This window comes from Nostoc sp. UIC 10890 (assembly GCF_054786515.1).
In genome coordinates this window covers 1-3224 of sequence record NZ_JBSGKF010000078.1, presented here as the reverse complement: position 1 = coordinate 3224, position 3224 = coordinate 1, and the positions used below count along the sequence as shown (strand labels likewise).

The 3224-nt window shown below is 35.9% G+C and carries 4 protein-coding genes; all 4 read right to left on the bottom strand.

Annotation, left to right across the window (positions count from 1 at the left end; translation table 11 throughout):
- Positions 1-721: 721 nt before the first annotated feature.
- Entirely contained in the window at positions 722-1222 is a 501-nt protein-coding gene (locus ACWATR_RS39075; RefSeq protein ID WP_460345494.1) for a hypothetical protein, read from the bottom strand.
- Between the two features lie 257 nt (positions 1223-1479).
- On the bottom strand, positions 1480-1830 hold the full coding sequence (locus ACWATR_RS39070) for a hypothetical protein (protein WP_460345491.1): 351 nt from the start codon (positions 1828-1830) through the stop codon (positions 1480-1482).
- A gap of 46 nt (positions 1831-1876) precedes the next feature.
- Positions 1877-3049 (bottom strand): cysteine desulfurase family protein, encoded by a 1173-nt coding sequence (locus ACWATR_RS39065; protein WP_460345488.1) that lies wholly within the window; start codon positions 3047-3049, stop codon positions 1877-1879.
- Positions 3046-3207 carry a hypothetical protein gene (locus ACWATR_RS39060; protein WP_460345497.1) on the bottom strand — a complete coding sequence of 54 codons (162 nt, stop codon included), beginning with the start codon at positions 3205-3207 and terminating at the stop codon, positions 3046-3048. Before ACWATR_RS39060 ends, ACWATR_RS39065 begins: the two co-directional genes overlap by 4 nt.
- Positions 3208-3224: the final 17 nt, after the last annotated feature.

Genomic DNA, 3224 nt, shown 5'->3' with positions numbered 1-3224 from the left:
GCCTTTTTCTTCCATTGCTTTTTTTACAATGTCAATTTTTTCGGCGTTCCATTTGATGTATGCCACATCGCTGATGTCCACTGACAAAACCTCTACTTCTTTATTAACCACGGTTGACATTAAGATCCTATGCGTCTACCATAGTTTATGTCAATCAAGGCTTTTGCTATTTGAAACACCCAGTCAAAGCGATCACTTGCCTATGTGCAATGCGATGATTTCAGTCTGCGCTCTTGAGCAATGCTAGAGCAATCGCATACGCTTGTACACGATTGCTGATTGGGGCAATACCTTTATGTGAGCGTCTTGATTTTGGAACGATTGAAGTTTTTTGCAACCAGTGTTTAGGCATGGTAGGTCATGGAAATCAACTCTGGTATAGTCTGAATCATGCCTAAAGCATCAAAGGCTAGAATATGGGGACAATTGAAGTGACATTTTTTCTAAGTGTGCTATGGGAGCCTGCCGCGGTATCTGTATCTCGGCAGTCCCCTTGCCTACGCGTGGAGGCTTTGGAGTAGCCCAGCCTATGAAGCGCGAAGCTTTGTTAGAATTTCATAGTTCTCAACTATTTGATTCTAAATTAGAAGCTCCCGTTATACCGCAAGGTTAACGAGAGAGAACGTCACATAAAACACAAACCCCACCAATTCAGCGTCATCTGCCCATGTTGAAAGTGAGGAATTGGGCGTTGGTTTCATTTCGTAGTTACTAAAAATATTTACGCAAGTTCTATATTTACAATTATAGGTTTACCTGTTCCAGGATCTCTACGATAAGTCTTTCGGGTTCGTATACCATTCCTCTCCTCAATTTCATCAAAAAAATCAGCAACTTGATTATATACAATACTATTATCGATACCTTTATTCCCAACATTAATTTGTGTTCCAGTTCCATTGTTATTAAAACCTTGAACAGTCCCAATCTGTTGTGTAGGTTTTTGCAAAATCAAAAGATGTAATGCACCTTTGATAATCTCATCATCTTTGTCAACCTGAGCTTCGTCTAAGGCAGATTTCATAGGTTGCTTCCAAATTTCAGGATTTTGCTCATACTCTTCTACTAATTTTTCAGGTTCTATACTTTTGCCTATATTTGTACTGGAAATTTTTGTTTTAATACGAGCTTTCCACTTTTCATAGATATCTTTTAACCCTGCATTTGCTATGCCTTTGCCACAGAATGCCAGAAGTTCCAAAATTACTGTAGAATCAATCATTGTTCAAAAATCATAGAACTGTATTGAGATAACTGATATTATATTCTTTATACAAAAATAATTAAATATTTACTAAATAAGTGGTGTAGAAAAAAGATAAAGTATATCAAAAATTAAAGTTACCAATAAATACCTTTTCTTCTACCATTTTCTCTATATATTGTAATAAAAGTAATTTTTAATAGTGACTATTTTATTTAATAATTAGTTTTAATATATATGTGAAGATTATTAAATAAATATCTACTTAAAACCAGTTATTGACTTACTATTATCCGAGCATTACCCCAGTGAAGCTGATACTGCAAAGCATCTAATATTGTTTCAGCCTCATCAACTGTCAATCCTTCTAATAGAGAGCAAACATCATACAAATCTTGTGGAACGTTATGTGGAATTACTAATTGGCATAGTGCATCTTCTACGGCTTCTGAAATTGGATATTCAGTTGAAGTATATTCCCTTTGTACTAAGACATAGGTTGAAAGCGTAATCCTGAGCAAGAGTTTAGTTTCTCTACTGAGAACTTCGAGAAAATCGCCGTATTTACCAACAAGCTGATCAATGCGATTGCTTTGCCCGTTGTAGATGACTAAACCTTTTAACATTTTTTACTTATTCTTTGGAACAGGATGTATAAATAGTTATCTTAATCTAAAAATACATAACTTGACGAGTCTGCTGAACAGCCAATGATAAAATTTCTGCCGCCTGTTCAATTTCCTCAATCTTTGTAAATTTCCCTATGCCGATACGTAAAGCCCCTTCAATAATCTCTGGGGATAAATTCATAGCTTGAAGTACATGAGAAGGTGCTTCTACACCCGATGAGCAAGCAGCCCCTGTAGAGATAGCTAGTTTTTGACGCACTCTAGCAATGATGGCACTATTAGGAACATCAGGAATAGAAATATGAAGGTTGCCAGATAATCGGTTGGCAACATCACCGTTGATAACTAGACCAGGAATTTTTTCCAGTAATAAGCTCTGTAATTTATCTCTAAGGTCAGTGATCGCTTTTTCGTCTTCTTCCATTTCTAACATTCTTAGACGACAGGCTTCTCCTAACCCAACAATGCCCGGAACATTAAGAGTACCTGAACGTAGTCCTTTTTGATGGCCACCACCAAATAAAATGGGATTGAGTTGAGATCCTCTTTTTACAACTAAGGCTCCAGAGCCTTTTGGCCCGTATAACTTGTGTGCAGAAATCGCCAGATAAGTAATACCCCATTCTTCAAAATTAATAGGTATTTTCCCTACAGCTTGAGAAGCATCACATAAAAAAGGAATATTATATGTTTGAGCTATTTGTCCAATTTCTTGAATAGGATAAATATTTCCTACTTCGTTGTTTGCTGCCATTACACATAGTAATGAAATTCTCGTAGCACAGACTTTCTCAAGATACTCTAAGTCTAATCTACCTTTTGAATCAACTTGCAGATTAATAACTTCAATTAATTTTTTTTTACTTAGCATATTGCAAGTATCTAAAACAGCTTTGTGTTCAACTGGTAAAACAGCTATACAAGGCTTGATTTCTGCAATGTTATTAATAGATATGTTACCCTGAATAACTAAATTAATGCTTTCGGTAGCTCCTGATGTAAAAATTACTTCTTTAGGTGATGCGTCAACTAATTTAGCAACATTGTTAGATGCTTGAAACACAGCTTTTTCTGCTTCATCTCCATAAGCATGATCAGTGCTACTAGCGTTACCAAACGCTGTAGTCATATAATATAGCATCAATTCTACAACACGCTTATCAACAGGGGTTGTTGAGTGGTAGTCAAAATATATAGGGTTAGTTATTTGAATCACTTGACTTCAACGTAAATTTCTTGACCTAGTTGCTTAAATTCATCATCGAGATAATACAGTGAGTTACGGATATATTGGCGTAGTCTACAAGCAGGTTGTAGGCAATCTCGCTCATAATCAAGCAATGTAAGTTGCAGATGTGGATAAAGAATTTTCAAAAATCCTGATGCAGATT